The sequence below is a fragment of the Pseudomonas sp. GW821-FHT02H09 genome (assembly GCF_059421425.1).
In genome coordinates, this window is sequence record NZ_JBWKVA010000029.1 from 1 (window position 1) to 19,227 (window position 19,227).

The 19,227-nt window shown below is 58.9% G+C and carries 13 protein-coding genes; 6 read left to right on the forward strand and 7 right to left on the reverse strand.

The features are described from left to right. Positions 1-389: 389 nt before the first annotated feature. Entirely contained in the window at positions 390-1,289 is a 900-nt protein-coding gene (locus AC07VR_RS28550; RefSeq protein WP_494995229.1) for a LysR family transcriptional regulator, read from the reverse strand. A 132-nt stretch (positions 1,290-1,421) separates the two neighbouring features. On the opposite strand from AC07VR_RS28550, the gene AC07VR_RS28555 reads away from it, so the two are divergent. The 3 genes from AC07VR_RS28555 (at position 1,422) to AC07VR_RS28565 (ending at position 5,839) form a co-directional block, all read left to right on the forward strand. Beyond that, on the forward strand, positions 1,422-3,074 hold the full coding sequence (locus AC07VR_RS28555) for a GMC family oxidoreductase (RefSeq protein ID WP_495013252.1): 1,653 nt from the start codon (positions 1,422-1,424) through the stop codon (positions 3,072-3,074). Positions 3,075-3,259: 185 nt separating this feature from the next. Then, complete coding sequence (locus AC07VR_RS28560; RefSeq protein WP_495013253.1) at positions 3,260-4,882, forward strand: MFS transporter; 1,623 nt, start codon at positions 3,260-3,262, stop codon at positions 4,880-4,882. A 627-nt stretch (positions 4,883-5,509) separates the two neighbouring features. Next, positions 5,510-5,839: a hypothetical protein gene (locus AC07VR_RS28565; RefSeq protein ID WP_494995226.1), complete on the forward strand. Its 330-nt coding sequence runs from the start codon at positions 5,510-5,512 to the stop codon at positions 5,837-5,839. A gap of 58 nt (positions 5,840-5,897) precedes the next feature. On the opposite strand, the gene AC07VR_RS28570 is transcribed toward AC07VR_RS28565, so the two are convergent. The 5 genes from AC07VR_RS28570 to AC07VR_RS28590 form a co-directional block, all read right to left on the reverse strand. Continuing rightward, a complete protein-coding gene (locus tag AC07VR_RS28570; RefSeq protein ID WP_495013254.1) occupies positions 5,898-6,809 on the reverse strand; it encodes a pyridoxal-phosphate dependent enzyme in 912 nt (303 codons plus the stop codon). Positions 6,810-6,915: 106 nt separating this feature from the next. Beyond that, the gene (locus tag AC07VR_RS28575; protein WP_495013255.1) at positions 6,916-7,962 is read right to left on the reverse strand and encodes an HlyD family secretion protein; all 1,047 of its coding nucleotides are present in this window, start codon (positions 7,960-7,962) and stop codon (positions 6,916-6,918) included. Between the two features lie 7 nt (positions 7,963-7,969). Beyond that, entirely contained in the window at positions 7,970-10,096 is a 2,127-nt protein-coding gene (locus tag AC07VR_RS28580) for a TolC family protein (protein ID WP_495013256.1), read from the reverse strand. Between the two features lies 1 nt (position 10,097). Beyond that, on the reverse strand, positions 10,098-11,426 hold the full coding sequence (locus AC07VR_RS28585) for a glycosyltransferase family 2 protein (protein WP_494995222.1): 1,329 nt from the start codon (positions 11,424-11,426) through the stop codon (positions 10,098-10,100). Positions 11,427-11,433: 7 nt separating this feature from the next. Continuing rightward, on the reverse strand, positions 11,434-12,828 hold the full coding sequence (locus AC07VR_RS28590) for a TackOD1 domain-containing metal-binding protein (RefSeq protein WP_495013257.1): 1,395 nt from the start codon (positions 12,826-12,828) through the stop codon (positions 11,434-11,436). Positions 12,829-13,258: 430 nt separating this feature from the next. Here AC07VR_RS28590 and AC07VR_RS28595 point away from each other — a divergent pair, with 430 nt between their 5' ends. Continuing rightward, complete coding sequence (locus AC07VR_RS28595; RefSeq protein ID WP_495013297.1) at positions 13,259-15,208, forward strand: DNA topoisomerase III; 1,950 nt, start codon at positions 13,259-13,261, stop codon at positions 15,206-15,208. 14 nt (positions 15,209-15,222) lie between these two features. On the opposite strand, the gene AC07VR_RS28600 is transcribed toward AC07VR_RS28595, so the two are convergent. Next, complete coding sequence (locus AC07VR_RS28600) at positions 15,223-16,182, reverse strand: NUDIX domain-containing protein (RefSeq protein ID WP_495013258.1); 960 nt, start codon at positions 16,180-16,182, stop codon at positions 15,223-15,225. 85 nt (positions 16,183-16,267) lie between these two features. Between AC07VR_RS28600 and AC07VR_RS28605 the strand changes: the two genes are divergently transcribed. Next, positions 16,268-17,023 carry a DeoR/GlpR family DNA-binding transcription regulator gene (locus AC07VR_RS28605; protein ID WP_495013259.1) on the forward strand — a complete coding sequence of 252 codons (756 nt, stop codon included), beginning with the start codon at positions 16,268-16,270 and terminating at the stop codon, positions 17,021-17,023. Between the two features lie 316 nt (positions 17,024-17,339). Further along, positions 17,340-18,713, forward strand: a complete 1,374-nt coding sequence (gene ppnN / locus AC07VR_RS28610; protein ID WP_495013260.1) for a nucleotide 5'-monophosphate nucleosidase PpnN — start codon at positions 17,340-17,342, stop codon at positions 18,711-18,713. Positions 18,714-19,227 lie beyond the last annotated feature (514 nt).

A 19,227-nucleotide genomic window follows, 5' to 3' on the forward strand; every position in this document is an offset into this window, starting at 1 on the left:
CGGACGCTTGGGGCGAAGCCTTTTGCTTACTTTTCGGCGTCTGGAAAAGTGAGGCGCCGTAAGGGCGAAACCCTAAGTGGCCGTTACCGCAGGAATGGATATGTACACCTGCGAGAGCCAGGCCGGCTGTCAGGCCGCCATCGCGGGCAAGCCTTGCTCCCACAGTTTTGATTCGCATACGTCTGCGAGAGATAGGTCGACTGTCAGGTCGCCATCGCGAGCAATCGAGCGTCGACCGGCTGCTCCTACAATGGATTGGTGTACATCTGTGAGAGACAGGCCGGCTGTCAGGCCGCCTTCGCGAGCAAGCTCGGCTCCCACAATGGATTGGTGTACATCTGTGAGAGACAGGTCGGTTATCAGGCCTATATCGCGGGCAAGCCTTGCTCCTACGGTTGAGAGGTAGGGCCCAGCAACAACCCCTGCTCCCGATCGCACAACTGCACCACGTAATCCCACAACACCCGTAGCCGCACCGATTTGTGCAATTCGCGCCGGGTGCTGATCCAGTAGCTGCGCTGGATACTTTCGGCCGGCAGCAGCGGCACCAGCTCCGGGTCGTTGCTGGCCATGTAGCACGGCAACACGGCAATCCCCAGGCCGGCGCGTGCAGCCTGTTGCTGGGCGATCACGCTGGTGCTGTGGAAGACCACCTGCGGGCTGCGGCAGAAGCTGTTGAGGAACATCAGTTCCTGGCTGAACAACAGATCATCGACGTAGCCGATCCAGGCGTGCTGCGCCAGGTCTTCGCGGCTACGCAGCGGCGGCGAACGGTCCAGGTAGGCGCGACTGGCATACAGTGCCAGGCGGTAGTCGGTCAGTTTGCGGGTGACCAGCATGTCGGCGGCCGGACGCTCCAGGTGGATGCTGATCTCCGCTTCGCGGTTGAGGATGCTGACGAAGCGTGGCACGGCCACCAGTTCCACTTCCAATCCCGGATAGCGTTCGAACAAACCATTCATGCGGCTGGCAAGGAACATGATGCCCAGGCCTTCGGTTACTCCCACGCGGATCTTGCCCAGCGGCGCACTGGACTGGGTGATTTCTTCCTGGGCCAGCAAGGCGACGTTTTCCATGGCTTCAGCGTGCTTGAGCAACGCTTCACCGGCCGGCGTCAGTTGGTAGCCCTGGGCGTGCTGGACGAACAGCGCGGTGCCGAGGCTTTTCTCGATGGCCTCGATGTGCCGGGCCACAGTGGCGTGGGTGGTTTTCAGCCGCCGCGCCGCCGTCAGCAAACGGCCGCTACGCTGTAACTCGAGAAAAAACCGCAGGTCATTCCAATCGAACATGAGTCTTCCTTGAACGTGCCAGAGAATGCAGCTGTCTGAAAACGCACAGCTACTGAGCAAAAACTAACATTCTTTCAACGAAAGCTAACAACTAGGATAACTGGCAAAGAACAACAACAGCAGAGGTCATGGATGCAGCCTGACGTTGATGAATACGACTACGTGGTAGTGGGCGCCGGGCCGGCCGGCTGTTTACTGGCCAATCGACTTTCCGCCAACCCGGAACACCGTGTGCTGCTGCTCGAAGCCGGCGGCCGCGACAACTACCCATGGATTCATATCCCCGTGGGTTATCTGTTCTGCATCGGCAACCCGCGCACCGACTGGTGCTACAAGACACAAGCGCAACCTGGCCTGCAAGGTCGCAGCCTGAGTTACCCACGCGGCAAGGTACTGGGCGGCTCTTCGTCGATCAACGGCATGATCTACATGCGCGGCCAGGCCAGTGACTACGACGGTTGGGCCGCCGACGGCAATCCGGGCTGGGCCTGGAAAGATGTACTGCCACTGTTCAAACAGAGCGAAAACCATTTTGCCGGCGACTCGGAATTCCACAGTGCTGCCGGGCAATGGCGGGTCGAGCGTCAGCGGCTGTCGTGGCCGATCCTCGATGCCTTCCGCGAGGCCGCCGAACAACGTGGCATTGCCAGCATCGATGACTTCAACCGTGGCGACAACGAAGGCTGCGGTTACTTCCAGGTCAACCAGAAGGCCGGGGTACGCTGGAACGCCGCCAAGGCCTTTCTCAAACCGATCCGCAACCGACCTAACCTGACCGTGCTGACGGATGTCGAAGTAGACCGCGTGCTCCTGAAAAACGCCCGCGCTTCGGCTGTCAGCGCCCGCTGGCAGGGGCAGCAGAAAACCTGGAAAGCACGGCGGGAAATCGTCCTCTGCGCCGGCTCCGTCGGCTCGCCGAGCATCCTGCAACGTTCCGGGATTGGCCCGGGCAGCATGTTGCAGCGCTTGGGTATTGGCGTCGCCCATGAACTGGCTGGCGTGGGCGGCAACCTGCAGGATCACTTACAGCTGCGGTTGATCTACAAGCTGCAAAACGCCCGTACCCTGAACCAGATCGCCGGCAGCGTGTGGGGCAAGATGGGCATGGGCCTGCGTTATCTGTATGACCGCAGCGGCCCGCTGTCCATGGCCCCGAGCCAACTCGGTGCTTTCGCCCGTTCGGGGCCGGAACAGACGTCGGCCAACCTTCAATACCATGTGCAGCCGCTGTCGCTGGAGCGTTTCGGAGAGCCGTTACATACCTTCCCGGCGTTCACCGCATCGGTCTGTGACCTGCGTCCGCAGAGCCGTGGCCGAGTAGAAATCCGCTCCGCCGATCCGCAGCAGGCGCCGCTCATTGAACCCAACTACCTGAGCCATCCTGAAGACCTGCGAGTGGCCGCCGACGCCATTCGCCTGACCCGGCGCATCGTCGCGGCGCCGGCCTTGCAACCATTCAACCCCACCGAATACCTGCCCGGCGACGCCTTGCAGACTGACGAGCAACTGTACGAAGCGGCGGCGCGGATCGGCACGACGATTTTCCATCCGGTCGGCACCTGCCGCATGGGCAACGACCCAGACGCCGTGGTCGACGCACAGTTGCGGGTCCACGGCATTCCCGGGCTGCGCATCGCCGACGCCTCGATCATGCCGCGTATCACCTCGGGCAATACCTGTTCACCGACCCTGATGATCGCCGAGAAAGCCGCCCAGCTGATACTCGCCCCCAACTCAAGGAGCCTCGCCCCGGAAACAGAACTGGTCACCGAACCGCACTTGTAACCTGTAGGAGCCGAGCTTGCTCGCGATGGTCTCAAGGGCGACGCGTTTACTCAGAAAACACGCGTTATCGTTAACGTCCATCGCGAGCAAGCTCGGCTCCTACAAGGACCGCGCTACACCGACATCGCGCCAAACATGGCGGCGACAGTGGAACAACAAAAACAATCACTGTGAGGGAAAACGATATGTCAGAACATGCTCAGACCCTGGACACGACGCTTAGCGCGAGCACCAGCAAGGACACCCAGAAAGTCATCTTCGCCTCGTCCCTGGGGACGGTGTTCGAGTGGTATGACTTTTTCCTCTATGGCGCCCTTGCGGCGGTGATCAGCAAGCAGTTTTTCGCCGGGGTCAACGACACCACCGCGTTTATCTTTGCCCTGATGGCGTTCGCCGCCGGATTTATCGTGCGGCCGTTCGGCGCGCTGGTGTTCGGCCGTCTGGGCGACATGATCGGACGCAAATACACCTTCCTCGCAACCATCATCCTTATGGGCCTGGCGACCTTTTGCGTCGGCCTGCTGCCGACCTATTCGAGCATCGGCATCGCCGCACCAATCATCCTGGTGATGCTGCGCATGCTTCAGGGCCTGGCCTTGGGCGGTGAATACGGTGGCGCCGCCACCTATGTCGCGGAGCACGCTCCGCTCGGTAAACGCGGTTTCCATACCAGCTGGATTCAATCCACCGCCACCCTTGGCTTGCTGCTGTCGCTGCTGGTGGTACTCGGTTGCCGTTACTTCACCGGCGATCAATTTGAAGTCTGGGGCTGGCGTCTGCCGTTCCTGCTGTCAATCGTGCTGCTGGGGATTTCCACCTGGATTCGCCTGAGCCTGCACGAGTCTCCGGCCTTCGTGAAAATGAAGGAGGAAGGCAAGGTCTGCAAGGCGCCGATCCGCGAGTCCTTCGGCAAATGGGAAAATCTCAAAGTGGTGCTGATCGCGCTGTTCAGCATCAACGCAGGGCAAGCGGTGACCTTCTATGCCGCGCAGTTTTATGTGCTGTTCTTCCTCACTCAGTTCCTGAAAATGGACCCGGCCCTGGCCAACGGTCTGCTGATCGTCAGCGTGGTGATTGGCGCACCGTTCTTCATCTTCTTTGGCTGGCTGTCGGACAAGGTCGGACGTAAACCGATCCTGATGCTCGGCCTGTTGCTGGCGACGCTGCTGTACTTTCCAATCTTCAAAACCCTGGCCCACTATGCCAATCCGGCAATCGACCAGGCCAGCCAACAGGCGCCGATCACCGTGCTGGCCGACCCGGCCACCTGCACCTTCCAGTTCGACCCGGTGGGCAAGGCGCGTTTCGACAGCCCGTGCGACAAGGTCAAGACCTTCCTGGTCAAACAGGGCTTGCCGTATAGCAGCGCAGCAGCGCCTACCGGCAGCGAAGTGCAAGTGAGCATCGGTGAGGTGCGCATCGACGGTTACAACGAAGCAGCGCTGCGTGGCGCAGTGACGTTGGCTGGCTATCCGCAACAGGCGGACACCCAGCAGATCAACAAACCGATGATCGTCGCATTGATCGTCGCGCTGATCCTGATCTCTGCCATGTGCTACGGCCCGCTGGCGGCGCTGATGGTCGAGCTGTTCCCGACCCGTATCCGCTACACCTCCATGTCCCTGCCCTACCACATCGGCAACGGCTGGTTCGGTGGTTTCCTGCCAACCGTGTCCTTTGCGTTGGTGGTGTACACCGGCGATATCTTCTACGGGCTGTGGTACCCCGTAGTGATCACTGGCGTGAGTCTGATCGTGGGCATGATTTGTCTGCGCGAGACCAAAAACGTGAACATCGATAAGAACTGAGGGTTGAAGGTCCGCCCGCTCGCCATGTTGCTGGTGGTGGGCGGATCCTGTTGGCCCCCGTGGCGCGAGGTGCCGGCTCTTGGCCCGGACAAAGTCCGGATTGATCCAGCTCCCGGATCCCTCTAGTGGGCGGCTTGGCGGGCGGATCTGCTCACAGGCGAGATTTATGTAGTGTTAAAAAATATTCACTACAAATCTATTGACGGCTCCATTGCCCGCTTGCATTATCCATCTCGTCTCCCCGATCGGGAGAGTTGGCTTGAGTATTCTGAATACGCTCGACAGACCGCCGAGCTGTTCCCCTGATGTGTACTGCCCACAAGGCAGATTGATGAAGCGAACTGGCTGGACCGTCCGGTACAAAGACGAGAAGCGCTGGCGAAACGTCCTCATGATGCTTGTGGCTGAGCGCTTTTTTATCAGCATCGGCATCCTGGTTTGCACTGTTTCTCCTCGTTGAGCCCCAGCTGCGTAGTCGCTTTTCATCAATGCTACATACATCAAACTCAGGGCCCGTTCTGCACCTGACGGACGCCTGTGTCGTCCCGATTGTGCTTCAGGAAACGATTGGCTGATTCGGCTACATGTTTCAGCTAACCAACTAAACAGTGGTCAAGGGGCTTACACATGAATTTGAACAATCAACCAACTATTGATGAACTGGCTCGACTGTTCGCATCGCACAAGGACAGCCACGACAGCCACGTATTGTGGATATGCAAGTCTGGCGAAGTCCGTATCGATTGCCTCGCGCCCCACTCGCACGAAAGTGAATTCGAGCAGGCTCATCACAGCATGTGTGCCAGGCTCAGAATGTATCGCCGGGGCCAAGGGTATGTCGGAAAGAAAGCGGCAGCTGACAAAGACTTCATGGGCCGCGTCCTTCAAACCCTGAGCCATGAATGGAAGCAGATGCAAAATCAGTCCGGGATTTGTCGGGTAGACAAATACTGCTGAGTTCGGCTGCGGTGTCACTGGTAACTTGAACCTCAGGCTTGCCAGCGACACCAATGCTTCAAGACTTTTCCCATCCAGCAACAATCTGTGCACTGATGCTGACGCCACCACAGACAACGATCACCACATCATGGGCATCGGCAATTGCCGGATGATCCAGATACGCGACGGCAAGAGAAACGCCGCAAGCGGGCTCCACCAACTGACGCATATCATCGGCATACCGAACGACGCCCATGATTGCCTCGGCATCCGACAACACCACACTCTCGTGCTGAAAGTTCCGGATATGCTCAACCGGCCACAGCGCAACTTGCGAAGCACCCAGTGAACTGGCAACGGTCTTGATCTCGGGAAGCTTGACGGGATGTCCGGCCTTGAGGGCTGCCGCGAACGAAGCGGCGCCAAGGGTTTCACAGGCGATGATCCGGCAGTCCATCCTTGCATGACGCTCCAGCCCCGTGAGCACACCAGCCAGCAAGCCACCGCCCCCGACCGAGGTCACAATCGTGTCGACCTGAGGGCAATCCTCCAGAATTTCATCCACCATCGTGCTGTGCCCCTCCCACAACGTCGGATGGTCGAAAGCAGGTACGTACTCGGTATCCGCATCTTGCGCGAGTTCAAGCGCCCGCTCATTGGCTTCGTCCCACACCTTGCCGTGCACAATCACCTCTGCACCCGTTTTGGCAATGCGTGCGCGGGTGATTTCTGGGGTGGTTTGCGGCACGACGATGCGCGCCTTCAGACCCAGCGCGGTCGCCGCCACCGCCGTAGCCAATCCAGCATTGCCTCCGGAAGGACAGACGACTGTCTTCTTGCCCTGCCCGGCTGCGAACGTGCAGAGCAGGCCCATGCCGCGCAACTTGAACGACCCGCTCGGCTGCAGGTTCTCCAGCTTGAGCCAGATACGCCGCTCTGGCGTCGATAGCCCGGGATGCAAGACCAACGGTGTTCTTATATGAAGCATCACAGCCCCCCTTATAAAAACCGGATAAACAGAAATTCAGGCGCCGGCCGCCAGGACAAGGATCTGAACGCCTGAATGGTTGAGCAATCATCCTGTTGGAGGTGGTTCATTTGTTGATCCCCAGTATTCGCAGCCAATCGGTGGGGAAGCGAACATTCAACGGCAGTTGATCGATTCTCCAGCGCGCCGGTAGTGGTTGATCAAATCTGGCCACGACCTGCAATCCCATTTCGCTTGCGGCAAACGGTCCACGCAGAACTGTTGGCGTGCGACCGGCGCTGTCGACAGCCTGCACAACGTGAGCAGCCAGCCATTCGCCATCCGGCATGCGCACTCGCAGTGATTGACCTACGGCAGCGTAGTTGATGTTCATAGGCTCCAGATAAATCCACAACAACGGATCCTCCTGCTGCTCCAAACGCATCAGCAGAGTGCCCGGGCCGACGTTTTCGCCCGGCGTAACAAGCACCTCGGCTATTCGACCGCCCTGCGACGCCGTCACTGACAACGCTGCCAAACGCGTCTTCAGCCATTGCTGCTCAGCGTTTTGCTGGATGATCTCTCGATCGACTCCTTGAGGTGACTGACGAGCTATCTGCTCACGACGCTCGAAAGCCAGCAAATCCGATCGAAATCCATCAAGTTCGCTTTGCGCGGCCAGCACTTCCCCTCGGGTGGCAGCACCTTGTTGCACGAGCCCCTCCAACTGCCGGACTCGTTGTTCTGCACGACCTGCCCTGGCGCTGAGCAATTCACGCTCTCTTACGCCCAAATCGGAATCGCTGAGGCGCGGGATCTCAGCGGGCATCGCTGCAAGTTGCAATAAACGGGCGCGCCATTCCGGGTTATCGAGGGTGACCAATAGTTGGCCAGCACGCACCTGCTCACCAGTCGTGACGAAGAGTTGCTCGACCCGACCGGCATCTCGTGCACGCACTTCCTGAATAGGCAGGCGTAACTGTGCCGGCGCATCAATCAGCAGCACGCCGTACAGCAACTTTGCGACCAGCCAGAGTAACGGGCTGGCGACCAGGAACAGGATCAGGTACCAGCGCAGGCGAAATGCCATGCGTTTGCCCGGGGCGTAGAGCACATTCAGACCCTGCTCCTGTGTGGGATTGTGCTCTTTGTGACTGTCGAAACGAATCTTCATGAGCGGCTCACCGTTTTGGGAAGTCTCGCCAGGCTTGCCAATCAATGCCGGCAATACCCTGAGGTTGCAATTGCTCGCGCCACACAGCGACCTGGCGTTGCAATTGTTCAGCGGATACTCCCGCCCAGCTTTCGGTGGAAGGCAACTGCGGCTCTGCGCTCTGGGCCAGGCGAAATTGCAGATCGGGCCAACGCTTTGCGATCTGCCCGGCCAGTTGCGCACTGCGCTGCGGGTTACGGATGTAAATCATCAGGCTGACCTGACGCACGCCGATTGCCGGAAGTGCACAAGGCACGCAAGGATGTCCGGCCGTGGCCGCAACGAACCAGCGATGGTGGCTGGATATTTCCACCGGCCAACGGCTGACTGCTGACACCGCCCGCAACGTGTCGAGCCAGTCTTGCAAACGTTGATCGGGTACCGGCCAACCGAGTTGTTCAACTTCAAGATCCAGATGAAGACTGGAAAACGACAACCCCTGAAGTTTGATGAGCAAATCGGTCAGTTGCCCGCGCTGCTGCGGTTCGATCCAGCCGGGGTCGCCGAGCAACAGGCTCACTTGCAGACCGCTGCGCGCGGCGTCTTGAAGCAATTGCTCAAGCGCCTGGCGGGTCGCGGACAGGTTGCTCACCTGGACGGCGTTGAGTCCGAGGTAGATTTTCTCCATACCGGCCTTTCGCAATGCTTGCAGTTCCGCCGGACGACGCCTGGGGTCCAACAAGGCTTCGCTGTTCCAGACATAACTGGCCTGGAGCCATTTTGCCGGCTCGAGCGGTACATTGCTGCGCGGTGCCGCTGGAGTTGAGGCGGAAATTATCGAAGAGGCTTGCGGCTTGATCAAAGGTGACCATTCCTGACGCTCGCCACCCAGCAGTGCAGCAAATTGCGGAGCATCTTCAGTGAACAGATTCAAGTCGGCCTGGCGCAACCAGGCGGCATGCCACGCCGCGATCAAGTCAAAACCCGATTGAAAATAAGCCCGCTCGGTGGCCAGCTGGGCTAGCAGGTTGCTGTCCCCGCCAAGGTTGCCTCGAGCCTTTTCCTCATCGCGTGCCAACGCCGCATGACGCCATTGTTGGCTACGCTGTTTGATCGTCGCTTGCGCCGTGTTTTGCGCGCGCAATGCCCTGCTCAGCTCCAGCCCCAAAGAACGTTGTTCGGCTGCTACACGGTCGGCTGCCGCTTCGTAGTGTGCTTCGGCGACTTGCTGTCGAGCACGAGTATTGCCGACCAGGTCGAAAGGCACAGAGAACACGAGGCTGGCCACCAGGCCGCTACCCGCTTTATCTGTACCGCTGCGGTATTCCCGGGTGCCGGTCAGGATGACGTCGGAGTCAATGGCTGAATACCAGGGATTATCGCGCTCTCTGTCGGCCTGATCGCGCAGGTTTTGCTTTTCTGTCACCCGTGGATGCTGATTCAACAGAGTCTGCCATTGAACCAGTGGTTGCGGTTGTTGCGCCAGAGGCTCGGCAACCGCCTGAGCCCCTATGGGTAACTCACTCATATTGATGCTGGCCAGATCTTCGCGGACGTCGGCTTCTATTTGGGTGAGCGCCTCGCAACGCGTTGAAAGCCCCTTCCACTCATCCAGCTGCAACTGAGCTTCGGAAGTGCGCAACCAGCCTTTTTGCAAACGCAGGCGAATCACCTGATCGGCCTTGCGGGCAACAGGCAGGAGCGCACCGCAAAAAGAGACTTCCTGTTGCGCGCGCCACCAATCAGCGTACGCACTGCGTAGTGCCAGGCGCTGGCTTGCCCTCTGTAAAGCCAGGCGCAACTGCTGTCGTTGGCGCTCGTACTGATTGGTTTGCAGAAGATCCAGTTGGCGCTTGAGGCTGCCCAACAGAGGATGACGTATACCAAGATCAAAATTGTGACCGTAATAATCATTGCGAATGTCTTGGGTGACCAACTCTCGGAAGCGCCCGGCACCGGCGCCAGCGAACACTTGCCATCCAGCCCGGTCTTCATGAAGCTTCGCTTCTGCCTCGAGGGCTCGAAGGTCGGCCTGACCTGCACGAAACAGAGGATCGGAGGATTGCTTGTCGAACAACTCTTGAAGTGTCAGCGGCTGAGCCAGCAATGTAGTGGATGACAGCGATAGAGTTAGAGCCAGAAGCACCGATCGCATGTCAAAACCTCGTGGCCTTTTTCAGGACCCACCATGGCGCCATGCTGCTTTCCTCATGGCCACGACGGAAAACCTCGTTGAGCATGGCTACAGCACTCCAGCAACGCATGATCAACATGAACAGCGGGAAAATCGGCACCAGAAAAACCAGGCGCAGGTCCTGTCGTGGTCGATCGGAAACCATCAGCAACATAGCCCCGAACATCATCACAGTGATCATCAGATAAAGCAGATAGATCATCAAAAACAGTATCAACAAGGTCGACCCTGGCAGGATGAATAACGCCAGCAAGGTGTAGCCAAAAATGATGAAGGGCAGCACCAACTGAAAAAAGAATCCGCTGACGAGGATCATCAAGAAATTCGACCAGCCCAGCAGGCTCGGGTTGATGCTGTGGCTATGCTTGCGTACGTAGAGGAAAAACAGGTCACCGTCCCAGCGCAACCGCTGCATGAGAAACTGCTTGAAGGTCACCGGAGCATCGGTATGGCCGATGGCTTGCGGTTCGAATGGAATCCGTAAATTGTGGCGCCCGAAGTAACTTTTTATGCGCAGAGTCAAATCAAGGTCTTCTGCCGTGTGGGTATTCCAGCCACCAATTTTCACCAGAAAACTACGGCGGAACGCGCCAAAGGCGCCGGAGACGTTATTCACCAGATTCCACTCGGCCAGTCCGATCTTCGACATATGGATCGATAGCAGGTACTCCAGCGCCTGTATCGCAGTGGTCACGGAACTCCAGACATTACGGACCCGCAAGCTACCGGCCACTGCCGGCACCGTCGGATCCACAAAATGACGCACGATGGCGCTGACCATGTTGTTGTCAAAAGACGTGTCACCATCCAGGGCCATCACGATCTCACCGCTGGCATGCGCCAGACCGGCATTCAACGACGACACTCGGCCACCACGTTGCCATTTGGCAATCGGACGCAGATGTCGGCGTGGATACAAACCCGGATCGACCAGAAAGCCTCGAACGGCATTCAGCGTCGTCTGATTCAGCGTAGCGCCGTCCACCACCGGAATCATCTCGATGTGTCCGGGGTAGATCTGTTCGCACAGGCTTAGCAACGTCTTTTGCACATCCATTCCTTCGCTGTAGCAGGTGATGATGCAAGACACTTTGGGTCGATAAAGACTGATTTGCGGGATGCTGGTTCGCCTGCGCACGAACCAGCGCAAGACGCCCAGCAACACCATGACATTGAGCGGCAGCTCAAAAAGCAGGAATAACGGAAAGAGCATGTAAAACAATCGACTCAAGCCATCCTGGCTCGCCAGCGAGTTGAGCACGTTATAGAGTTGTTCGAGCAATGGGCTCATGACAGCCTCAAGTCAGTTCGCTGGCTAAACGGGCCAGCAACAATTCGCCGTCCTCCTGGTCAAGCAAATCCTGCGGCGCGGTGAAGCTGACGACACGAAGAGAGATGTCACTGACCTCAGGTGCCGAGAACAGTTCGGCGACCTGCCCCAGACGCCGTACAACGCTGAGCAGCCCCTCGGGACCTGTATGCGGGAGCATGAGCCAAAGGAACTCCTCTGTGCTTCGTGAACAACGGTCCGTTTCCCTGACCGTTTCCTGCAAGCGATCGACCAGACTGTCGACGAAGGCATGCCCGCGGTGCTCGCCAAGGCGAAGCATGGTCTCGGTCAAGTTGACGAAGCGCAGACCAATCAGTGAAAAAGGCGGCAGTTGATAGCGGCGTACGATCTGGATCTGCCAAGTGAGCAGGTCGAAAAAATCCTTGCCTCCCAGCAAGTTGAGTCGGCCGAAGTGATCGACCCCGCCCGGCTCGGTGTTAAAACCCTGGCGGCAGCGCAAACGTCCTGATTCAGCCAGTCGGAAGTCTCTGATTTCGCGCACCCGCAGCTTGTCAGTCGCATGCGCCAGGCCACAGTCCAGGCATCGAGCCTGAACATCGGCGTCGACGAAAAATGCCTGACACGACCGGCAGCGGTAGTTCTCCAGTGGTCGGTCATAGTCGCTGCCGATATGCCGCAACCGGTTCAGGCAGTTGGGGCAAAGCAACATTCCATCTTTAAGAAAACTCTCCTGGGCGCCAACATGACCACAGGTAAAGCAGTGCAGCGAAGGCTGGCGTGAAATGTCCAGGGCCTGGCATTCCGGGCACACATCAACGTAGTTCAAACGGCCCGAACCGCAATCTGAACACAGTCGGATTCGATCGACCAGTACGCCCTCTTCCAACCAGCCCTGCTGGGCCATCAATTTAAGCCAGACAAAGGTATTGACCTGCTCATCCTCGGCCAAAACCTCCAGCAATGGATAGCGGTAATGCTGGGGGACCTCTGGATCGCGCAGGGCATGCACTTCTACGCTGGATCGTAGCCACAACCATGAAAGCACCCTGCTCTCAAATCTGTCAGGTGGGGCTCCACGATTAAAAAGGCTGAACCGTGCTTTCCACAATCGCCAGAGCGGCGTTATCTCCTTGAGCTCAACAGGAGGTGCGCCATCGCCCAGCGCTTCACACCAACCGTCCAGATCGCGACAACAGTAAATCAGCTTGAACCGGTAAGAAGGTTCCGTGCGCAGCTTGCGAAGCATTTGCCCGGCAGGTGTACCTGGCAAGTCAAGCAACAACACATCAAACGCGGGAACAGCCAGCAGGCTGCTCAGATCGGTAAAGCGATCCAGTTCCGGGTGGCCAACGTTCGCAACAATGTTGCCCAGCACAGCAATCCGCGGATTTGAAGTCGGCATGACGTATTTCTCTGAGAGTCAGACAGATAGCTGGGGCCAGCAGAACTTCAGAACAGAGCAGATCGTCAAAAATCCGGCTGATTTTTTAAAGCTATTAATCGACACTGTCCTGGACAACAAATTGACGAACACCGCGTATACGACCTTTGTCAGCATTGCGTATACGTCCGTAATGCTTGCCGCTGACACCTCTATCCCTAACAGTTTTTTTGAGTATGGTCGCTACTTGGCCCGTTGCCCACTTCATTGGCGCCCGATCCACCGCCATTACCGGCGCCCCTGCCCCTTTTGACCACAAATGCGCCTTTCACCGCTGACGAAGCAATCAACGGCAACCTTTATCTGTATATCCATACAGATAAAGGTTGCCCAAATGCGCGGTACTGCGCATTCTGTGCACCTTCCAGACCCGTACGAAATGATGGTGGTTATGCGGTTGTTCCTGTGTGAAAAGCCATCCCAGGCCAAAGATATCGCCGCGGTGCTCGGTGCCAACCGCCGTGGCGACGGCTGCTGGCTGGGGCCGAATGTCACAGTGACCTGGTGCATCGGCCACCTGCTGGAAACCGCACCGCCGGATGCCTACGACCCCCGCTACAAGCGCTGGGTGCTGGCCGATCTGCCAATCGTCCCCGAGAAGTGGAAGATGCTGGTAAAGCCCAAGACTGCCAGCCAGTTCAAAGCGGTCAAACGCTTGCTCGGTGAGGCCCATGAGTTGGTCATCGCCACCGATGCCGACCGTGAGGGCGAGATGATTGCCCGCGAGTTGGTCGAGCACTGTCGCTATCGTGGACCGATTCAACGGCTTTGGCTGTCGGCCCTGGACGACGCGTCGATCCGCAAGGCATTGGCAGTGCTCAAGCCCGGAGCCGAGACCTTCAGCCTCTACCATTCGGCGCTGGGACGCTCGCGTGCCGACTGGTTGATCGGTATGAACATGAGCCGGCTGTTCACCCTGCTTGGTCGCCAGTCCGGCTATCAGGGTGTCCTTCCTGTGGGCCGCGTACAAACGCCGACGCTACGGCTGGTGGTCGATCGCGACCGCAGCATTGCCGACTTCGTACCGGTCCCGTATTGGGCCATCGAGGTGCAGCTGTTACAGGACGGCACCTCTTTCACCGCCCATTGGCGCGCAGCGCAAGACGTTTGCGACGAGCACGATCGTTGCTTGAACCAGGCACTGGCCCAGGAAGCTGCAACGGCCATGCGCAATGCCACCAGCGCCCGGGTGATCAAGCTGCGTACCGAGCGCGTGCGCGAAGCAGCACCATTGCCCTTCGACCTGGGCACGCTGCAAGAAGTGTGTTCAAAGAAGTTGGGGCTGGGTGCTCAAGAGACCCTGGATATCGCTCAGGCGCTGTACGAAACCCATAAAGTCATCACCTACCCACGCAGCGATTGCGGTTACCTGCCGCTTAGTCAGCACAGCGAAGCACCGACCATTCTGGCGGCCCTTGAACGTGCCGATCCAGGGCTTGGCGAGCTGTTCAAGTACATCGAACCGCAGCGCCGCTCGCGCGCCTGGAACGACGCGAAGGTCAGTGCCCACCACGGTATTATTCCGACTGGCGCAGCCAAGGACCTCGACCGCCTGGTGGGCAAACAACGCGCCGTCTACACCTTGATTCGAGCGCGTTATCTGGCGCAGTTTCTGCCCAATCACGAATACGATAGAACCCAGGCCGATTTCGACTGCGCCGGGCAGGCCTTGCGTGCCGTGGGCAAGCTGATTGTCGAACCTGGCTGGAAGCGTGCACTTCCCGAAGCCCTCGCGCCCGCCAAAGGGCGCGAAGCGCCGGCCCCGCAAACACTGCCGGCGCTGGCCGAAGGCCGCGATTGCGCAGTTGCCAACGTGACGTTGAAAGACCTTTGGACCCAACCGCCCAAACCCTTTACCGAGGGCGATCTGATCAAGGCGATGAAAAACGTCGCCAGACTGGTGGAGGATCCCCTGCTCAAGCAGAAACTCAAGGACACCACCGGAATCGGCACCGAGGCAACGCGCGCCGGAATCATCCAGGGATTACTGGATCGCGGCTATCTGATCAAACACGGCAAGGCATTGGCTGCCACCCCGGCGGCCTTTAGCCTGATCGATGCGGTTCCCCGAGCCATCGCCGATCCCGGCACCACAGCCATTTGGGAACAAGCGCTGGATATGGTGCAGAGCGGCGAAATGAGCCTTGAAGAGTTCGTTGCCAAGCAGGCCGCCTGGATGAGTAAACAGGTAGGCCGTTGCGTCGGCCTGCGCCTGACCATCAGCGGACCGGCGAGCCCGGCCGGTCGTGGCGGCGCTCCCTGGAAAAACAAGCGCAAGCCCACCAAACGCAAAGCCTCGACCCCGGTCAAGCGCGCCGCAAAACCAGGCCGCGGTCCTTAAGGGCTTGTTTGAAATCAATCCTGGCAAATGGTGGGTGCGAAAGCCGGAACCTCAGCGAGTGAACGGTAGATTTGCAGGCCAAGCCGCTCTCCAATGGAGACCATTGCGTCGGCGCCATCAGATGGGCCACCGATTCGCAGCACTGCGTCGCAGCGCTCAAGAAGGCGTTGCGCGTGTGCATGAAACAGCGCGTCGTAGACCGCGTCACCGACTTTTGTCGAACCTGACAGGCGTACCATAGGTAGCGCGACCCATTCACCGAGTACGGGGAAATGGCCCGCCTCAAGCAAAGCAGAGGCGCAGCTTTCCATGGCTGCCACGTTCCGGGCGAGCAGCGCCGGGTCGTCTGCGGTACCCGAACGGTAAGGACCAGCCACCAGGATCATGAGGCTGCGCGGCGTCATCAGCCGAAGCTCCAGATACTGCAACAGCATAATGGTCTTGCCATCGACAATCTCGCCGCTGCTGACCATCGCGATGGCCTGTTCGAAGCCGAGCTCCATCACCTCGATGTCTTCACCCTCTTCGATCAGGCCACCTCCCTCGCTGATGCGATCACCTGGCTCATATTCCCCGATAAAGAAATGGATGCACTCGGTGACCGAGCCTGGACTCATGAACGCCTCATAAATCTTCTCGACCGACTCGACGCGGTAGCCGGTTTCCTCCTCGGCTTCTTTACGAACACGCTGCTCGGGACTGGCATTGTCCAGCAGGCCGGCTGCGGACTCGATGAGAAAGCCGCTATGGCCATTGACGAACGCGGGCATGCGGAACTGGCGTGTGAGCAACACCGTGCGACGCGCACGATTGTAGAGAAGGATGGTGGCCCCGTTGCCGCGGTCGTAGACCTCGCGCGTCTGCGCCTGCCATGTACCATCGCGTCGACGCAGGTCAAAGCTGAATTTCTTTAGCAGATACCAATTATCAGACAGGGTTTCCTGCGCGGTGATGCGTACGGGTCCGGGTTCCATTGCATATCCTTTTTCAGGCTTGTGTTATTGAGCTTCTCGTGCAAAATCGCGCACAGTCAAGAAAATTCGTGCAAAAGAGTCCTCCATGCTGACCAGCAAACGCAAGCAATATCTGATGGACTTACTGCGCCGCGATGGCCAGCTCGTCGCCAAGGCTCTTTGCAAGGAGTTGGCGGTTTCCGAGGACACCATCCGGCGCGACCTGCGCCAGATGGCCAGGGACGGCCTCCTGCTCCGGGTGCATGGCGGAGCTCTGCCGGCGTCGCCAGCGATGGGCGATGTTGCGGCGCGCGAGCAGATTGCACCGTTGGAAAAAATGGCGATCGGGCGCGCCGCCGCTCAGTTGGTGCAGACAGGCCAGGTGGTCTTCATCGATGGCGGCACCACGTCCACACAGCTGGTGCGCCATCTTGCGCCCTCCTTGAAGGCGACGGTCATCACACACAGCCCGTCGATCGCCATAGAACTGGCCGCCCATCCCGGCATTGAAGTCATCATGCTGGGCGGGCGTCTGTTCAGGCATTCGCTGGTTGGTGTGGGCACGGCCACCCTTGAGGCGATAAGCAGGGTGCGCGCGGATCTGTATTTCATGGGTGTGTGTAGCGTGCACCCGAGCGCAGGTCTGTCGACCGGTGACTTCGAGGAAGCCGGCGTAAAACGAGCACTGTGCCACGCTGCGGCCGAGACGATAGTCCTGGCCTCTTCGGAAAAACTGGCAACCGCTTCTCCCTACAAAATTGTCGAGTTGGCAGAAATCAGCGCAATCGTAGCGCTGGGCTCCACCCCTCGCGCCGTGCTCTCGCCATACAAAAAACTGGGCGTCACGCTCTACACTGCATGAACGACGCCGGCGATTAATAGCGCCTCACGAACAAAATGGTCGGCATGCCCGACTTGCCGAGGAGGCCCATGTGTACCGCTGTCGCGCCAATCCATAAAACGCCGGAATAAGATGAGGGCACTGTTCATTGATCTTCAGCTGCCGCATCCTGCGTCCTGGTTGAAACGTTCGCCCCCGGGGGGGATCTCACCGCAGTGTTGCTTTCCCGCCCGGGCGCCTGAAAAAATACCCGCTGCGCGTGACTGCGTTCGGTGCTCACCATTTTGATGCAACCGAGCCGCTCTGGCTCGTTGGTATCGCTCACAGGGAACCTAGAATGGGCCAAAGACAAGTAATTAACGCATCGATAAGCCCCAAGGGCAGCCTGGAAACGCTGTCCCAACGTGAAGTGCAGCAACTCAGCGAAGCCGGTTCAGGCAGCCTCTACACGCTGTTCCGCCAGTGCGCCTTGGCCATCCTCAACACTGGCGCCCAAATTGACAACGCCAAGACCATTCTTGAGGCCTACCAGGACTTCGAGGTTCGCATCCACCAGCAGGATCGTGGCGTTCGCCTGGAACTGCTCAATGCGCCAGCAGACGCCTTCGTCGACGGCGAGATGATCGCCAGCACCCGCGAGATGCTGTTCAGCGCCCTGCGCGACATCGTCTATACCCAGAACGAGCTGGACAGTCCACACATCGACCTGAGCAGCTCCCAGGGGATCACCGATTACGTCTTCCACCTGCTGCGCAACGCGCGCACCCTGCGCCCCGGGGTGGAACCGAAAATAGTGGTGTGTTGGGGCGGCCATTCGATCAACACCGAGGAGTACAAGTACACCAAGAAGGTCGGGCACGAACTCGGCTTGCGCCGCCTGGATGTCTGCACCGGTTGCGGGCCTGGCGTGATGAAAGGGCCGATGAAGGGCGCCACTATCGCCCACGCCAAGCAGCGGATGATCGGCGGCCGTTACCTGGGCCTGACGGAACCTGGAATCATCGCTGCCGAAGCGCCTAACCCGATCGTCAACGAACTGGTGATCCTCCCGGACATAGAGAAGCGCCTTGAGGCCTTTGTACGCGTCGGCCACGGCATCATCATTTTCCCCGGTGGCGCTGGCACGGCCGAGGAGTTCCTCTACCTGCTCGGTATCCTGATGCACCCGGACAACCAGGATCTGCCGTTCCCCGTCATCCTGACCGGGCCAAAGAGTGCGGCGCCCTACCTGCAGCAGCTGCACGCTTTCGTCGGCGCTACGCTGGGGGAAGCCGCACAGCGCCACTACCAGGTCATCATCGACGATCCCGCTGAAGTGGCAAGGCAAATGACCGAAGGGCTCAAGGCGGTCAAGCTGTTCCGCCGAGAGCGCAATGACGCCTTCCATTTCAATTGGCTGCTAAAGATCGAGGAAGGCTTTCAGCGCCCGTTCGATCCCACCCACGCCAACATGGCCAGCCTGCAGCTCAACTGCGACCTGCCTCCTCACGAGCTGGCGGTTAATCTGCGGCGTGCCTTTTCCGGTATCGTTGCCGGCAACGTGAAGGACAAGGGCATCCGCCTGATCGAAAAGCATGGCCCCTACGAAATCCATGGGGATGCGGCCGTCACGCAGCCTCTGCACCACTTGCTCAAAGCATTCGTCGAGCAGCACCGCATGAAGTTGCCAGGCGGCGCGGCCTATGTCCCCTGCTATCGGGTAGTCACCTGATAACAAGGTCGTGACCTGTTCCATCGCGCTGCCCCAGGCGTTGAGAACAGGTCGCTTTGCTATGGCCGCATTGTGCCAATGCCGCAATCAGGGGCTTATCCGTTTCTGCGGTAACGGCCAATTGGCGGTGTTGCACGGTCCCTGTAGGAGCGAGGCTTGCCCGCGATGGCGGCGGTGCGTTCACTGTTGATTTTGACCGGGTACATATCCGTTCCTGCGGTAATGGCTGCTGGCGGTTTCGCTCTTGCAGCGGTCTTGCACCGGCCCTGTAGGAGCGAGGCTTGCCCGCGATGGCGGCGTCAGATTCACCATTGATTTTGACCGGGTACATATCCGTTCCTGCGGTAATGGCTGCTGGCGGTTTCGCTCTTACAGCGGTCTTGCACCGGCCCTGTAGGAGCGAGGCTTGCCCGCGATGGCGGCGGCAGATTCACCACTGATTTTGACCGGGTACATATCCGTTCCTGCGGTAATGGCTGCTGGCGGTTTCGCTCTTGCAGCGGTCTTGCACCGG